The 4,454-nt window shown below is 66.5% G+C and carries 5 protein-coding genes; 4 read left to right on the forward strand and 1 reads right to left on the reverse strand.

The genetic code is table 11. The features are described from left to right. Positions 1–109 precede the first annotated feature (109 nt). A complete protein-coding gene (locus U9980_RS23025) occupies positions 110–463 on the reverse strand; it encodes a VOC family protein (protein WP_322769852.1) in 354 nt (117 codons plus the stop codon). A gap of 754 nt (positions 464–1,217) precedes the next feature. Between U9980_RS23025 and U9980_RS23030 the strand changes: the two genes are divergently transcribed. From U9980_RS23030 to U9980_RS23045, 4 genes are all read left to right on the forward strand, one after another. Then, positions 1,218–1,865, forward strand: coding sequence for a class I SAM-dependent methyltransferase (locus tag U9980_RS23030; RefSeq protein ID WP_322769853.1), 648 nt, complete (start codon positions 1,218–1,220; stop codon positions 1,863–1,865). A 50-nt stretch (positions 1,866–1,915) separates the two neighbouring features. Then, positions 1,916–2,086 (forward strand): hypothetical protein, encoded by a 171-nt coding sequence (locus U9980_RS23035; RefSeq protein ID WP_322769854.1) that lies wholly within the window; start codon positions 1,916–1,918, stop codon positions 2,084–2,086. A 159-nt stretch (positions 2,087–2,245) separates the two neighbouring features. Next, positions 2,246–2,641, forward strand: coding sequence for a hypothetical protein (locus U9980_RS23040; protein WP_322769855.1), 396 nt, complete (start codon positions 2,246–2,248; stop codon positions 2,639–2,641). 294 nt (positions 2,642–2,935) lie between these two features. Next, on the forward strand, positions 2,936–4,454 hold a 1,519-nt coding region (locus U9980_RS23045), incomplete at its 3' end, for a hypothetical protein (RefSeq protein ID WP_322769856.1).

Below are 4,454 nucleotides of genomic sequence, written 5' to 3' on the forward strand. Positions count from 1 at the left end.
GCCGTTGCGGTCGACAGCCTCGCGCCGGGCGAAGTAGATATCATCCAACGCTGACCGTCGCCTTGACCGCTTGATTCCGCCGGCCGGACAGATCCCAGACGGTCCGGGGTCAACGGTGGGAAAGGATATTCAGGACATGCCCGTTCGGGTCTCGGACGAAGAACCGGCGCACACCCCACTCCTCGTCGGTCAGCTCGTGTAGAATTTCCGCACCCGACGCGCGGGCGGCCGCGTAGGCGGCGTCCACGTCGGGCACCTCCAGCGACACCACTGGAAACACCTCCGGTGCCGTCTCATCCCTCGTCATAAGGCTCAGCTGGAGTTCCGGCCGGTCCGGGTCAGCGACGGTGACGATCCACCCGTGGTCCATCACCACCGCCAGGCCCAGCACGTCGGTGTAGAACTTGGCTGCCTCGCCCAGGTCGCTGGACTTCAGGTTGGGCACGACACGGTTCAGGCTCATGGATGACATTCTCCGAATTCGTTGGGGAGCCGCGATCCAGGCTGATCTGTCAGGAGTATTTCGGGCCCGGAGTCCAGGCAGCCTCGGGTTCCTACCGTGGTTGTGTGTCTGGTTCCCCGCGTCTTTACCAGGTCATCCGGCGTTCGCCCGCGCACGTCAGCGTGTGGCCCTGCGACCACCCCTTTCCCGAGGCTGGTACCCCGACGGCGTGCCGGACACCCGTGAGCGTAGTGCGGCGGTTGCGGGCGGCGAACCGATCGCGACCTCGGGGGGGTGTCTCCGGAGGGCACGTTCCCCGAGGTCTTCGAGCGGACTGTCCGCCGCCGGGGTTCCGCGCCTGCCGTCGTGTTCGGCGACACGGCGGTGGGCTATGACGAGCTGAACGCACGCGTCAACCGGCTGGCCCGATGCCTGGCCCGATGCCGAACACGTCCTACCGAAACGCTCCCGCTCCAACCCCCGCGTCGTCCGCCGCACCAAACGCACCCCATTCCCCGCCAAGAAGCCAGTCGACAAGCACTTCACCGGACCGCCACCCACCGTCGCCACAATCCTGATCCGAACCTAAAGTTCCTGGTATTGCCCCTGAGGTTGGCGATGACTTCGACCAGCCGCGGTCGTTGCTGGGGATCTGGCCGCAGCATGCCGCACGTCAGGCAGGCTTCTCTGAACTAGCGATTACCGGGCGAACGGGCGGGAGGGAAGATCGTGATTCTCTCGGCTCGCCGCAGCGCCAGAAACTACTGTCGCGAGCATGGTCGAACACGATGCCCGCAGTGTCACCCGCGAGGCCTACGACGCTGCTGCCCCCACCTATGCGCAGCTGTTCCGCGACGAGCTGCGGGGCAGGCCTTTGGACCGCGCGATCTTGGGTGCCTTCGCCGAGGTCGTAAGTGGGAGTGGGGACGGTCAGGTCGCGGACTTGGGATGTGGGCCTGGCCATATCACCGCTTATCTGGACGAGTTGGGGCTGGCGACGTTTGGTGTTGATGCCTCTCCGGCGATGATCGAGTTAGCTCGACAGGCTTATCCGGGCCTGCGGTTCGACGTGGGCTCGATGGCCGCGTTGAACATCGCTGACGGCGTGCTGGGCGGCGTACTCTCACGTTGGTCCATCATCCACACTCCGCCGCAGGAACTCCCCGTCATCTTGGCGGAGTTCCACCGTGTGCTGGCACCTGGCGGCCACCTTCTGGTCGGCTTTTCGGCAAGCGATGATCGGTCTCACCCGACGCAGGTCTTCGATCACACAGTCGCGCTGGCCTATCGGTGGTGGCCTGATCACCTCGCCGCGATGCTGCGCGAGTCCGGGTTGGCCGACGTAGCCCGGATGGTTCGTGAGCCTGAGCCAACAGACCGACGGCAGTTCCAGGAAATTCAACTGCTCGCCCGCAAAACCTAGTGTCTCGTGATTCTGGATAATTTACTTAACGTGTCAAATAAAATGACAGTATGGAGTTGACGACGGACGAACAGGTGGAGTTGCGTGCCCTGGTAAACGATCGGGATGTGCCGGCGAACGTGGCGACACGGGCGCGGATCGTGTTGTGGCGTGCCGAGGGTCGACAGAAGAAGGATGTTACGGCGCTGGCCGGTGTCTCGCGGCCGACGGTGGATCTGTGAATGTCTCGCTACGAGGCCGAGGGGATCGACGGGTTTTTTGACCGGTCTCGTGCCGCACCGCGGGAGTAGATGCCGGCAAAGGTTCGAAGTCGGATCCTTGCCTTGACCCGGACCAGCCCGCCGGCGGAGACGGGCCTGTCGCATTGGTCGAGCCGGGAGATGGCCAAGTTCATCACCCGCACCACGGGTATCAGGGTGTCCTTCCACTATGTGGCGAAGCTGTGGCGGGACAACGGGCTGAAGCCGCACCGGCAGGGCACTTTCAAAGTCAGCGAGGATCCTGCCTTCGCAGAGAAGATCACCGACATCGTCGGCCTGTACCTTGATGCGCCCGGTGGAGCTGTCGCGCTCAGCGTGGACGAGAAGACGCAAATCCAGGCGCCGGACCGGACCCAGCCGCTGCTGCCGATCGAGTTCGACGCCTGTGAGAAACGCACCCACGACTACGGCCGGCACGGCACCACCCGGACCGCCACCGGCGGTCGACCGCCGCCGATTCACCTCAAGAAAAACCTACTGTCAATCAATCAACACACAACAAGTTGCCGAGACTGAAACGAAGCTTGGCCGGCGAAAGTCGCCAGCCCAAAAGTTGGCACCAACGCCGAGATAAGACACCGTTGCCGCGGTTGACGGCCACCCAGTGTGGCAGAGTGCAGCTGGATTCGCATCGCTCCTACCCGTGCCATCCGCGGGCGCCGGCGCGAGCCGCTCGGAGAACCCAGCCATTCGATGAGGTGAAGACCCGCCGTGAGCAAGCACCGCCGGGGCCCGATGAGGGTCTGGCTGAATCGGCGGCATGCCGTCGCTGCTACCGTACTCGACCGGCAAAGTCAAGATCAGTCAACAATGCATCGGGCGCGGGTACTCACGATGCCGGTGGTCGCGGTCGCGACCCTCCTTCTCATCAACGGTTCCGCGGCCACATCGCAGGCGAATTCCAACGCAGGCCCACCTCCCGGGCCGGCGCGACCGCCGGCCGACGGCGAAAGCTTCCCGATGCCGAGGCTTGTCACCTCGGGCGGTTCCGGCACCTCTGGTGGCGATGGCTCCACGCCGAGCACGCAGAGCCTGGCGGTGGCGGCGGCCACCGGAGCCGGTGTGGTCGTGACACTCGGTACCGGTGACAAGGGGATACCGGACCGGGTCCTCACGGCGTATCAGAAGGCGGCGCAGCGGACCGCGCGCGAGCGGCCCGGCTGCCAGCTGGCCTGGCCGCTGCTGGCCGGGATCGGCAAGGTCGAATCCGGCCACGGCGCCGGCCGTTCCATCAGCGCCGACGGCACGATCACGCCGTCGATCGTCGGACTGCCCCTCGACGGCAACGACGGACGCGCCCTGATCCTGGACACCGACGGCGGTAACTGGGACGGTGACACGTTCTTCGACCGTGCCGTCGGACCCATGCAGTTCATCCCCTCGACCTGGCAGGGATCGGGCCGTGACGGAAACGACGACGGCCAGCGCAACCCGAACAACATCGATGACGCGGCCCTCGCCACCGCGGGCTATCTGTGCGCGTACAACCGCAACCTGACCGACCCGACGCAGCTGCGGGCGGCGGTCTTCGCGTACAACCCGTCGGACGACTACGTCCGGGCGGTGCTGGCCTGGACGACCGGTTACAGCGACAGCGGAGTGATCGCGCTGCCCACAGCAGCCACGGCCGGCACGCCGGCGCCGGGCAGCGGGCCCATACCCGTACCGACCATCACAGTCACATCACAGCCACAAGCGCCCGGAACACCGATGCCGACGCCGTCGACCGCCTGCCCTGTCATCACCGTCGAGAGCGCCACGCTGACCGCGACACCGACCAACCTCGACGACGGCGTTCCCGGCTACGAAGCCCTCGACATCGCCGGAGTCCTCACCGCGACGACCGCCACCCCGGTCGCAGCTCCGGTCACCGCCGCCGTCAACGCGACGCTGTCCGACAGCCACGGATGGATGATCACGAGTGTCCGTACGGTTGTCACCGCCGACGCCCCCGGCGCGGTCACACCACGACAACTCGCCCGCTTCGACGGAACAACCATCGGCGAGGCCGGTGCGGACGGCGCCCTCACCGTCACGCTCACTCCGGAGTTGGACGCCGCCGGCTGCGCGGCCGCGCCGCCCACCACCTTCGATGTCGGCGGTCTGAGCCCGGCGGACTTCGCCGGCTGGACCACCACACCGGCGCGACTGCACGCCCGCCTCGCCGACTACGCCCAGCTGGGCCAGGTCGAACCGGCCACCGCCGACGCGTTGGGCGCCCTGATCCCCGCCAGCGTCACCGGCCCCGGAGCGCTCACGCCGTTCCTCGACCGGCTCGGGAGCGCCACCCCTGCCCAGGTCAACGACGAAGCGCGGGCCCGACTGACAA

Origin of the sequence: Protofrankia sp. Cr1, assembly GCF_963555865.1 — a bacterium.
Classification (GTDB): Bacteria; Actinomycetota; Actinomycetes; order Frankiales; family Frankiaceae; genus Protofrankia.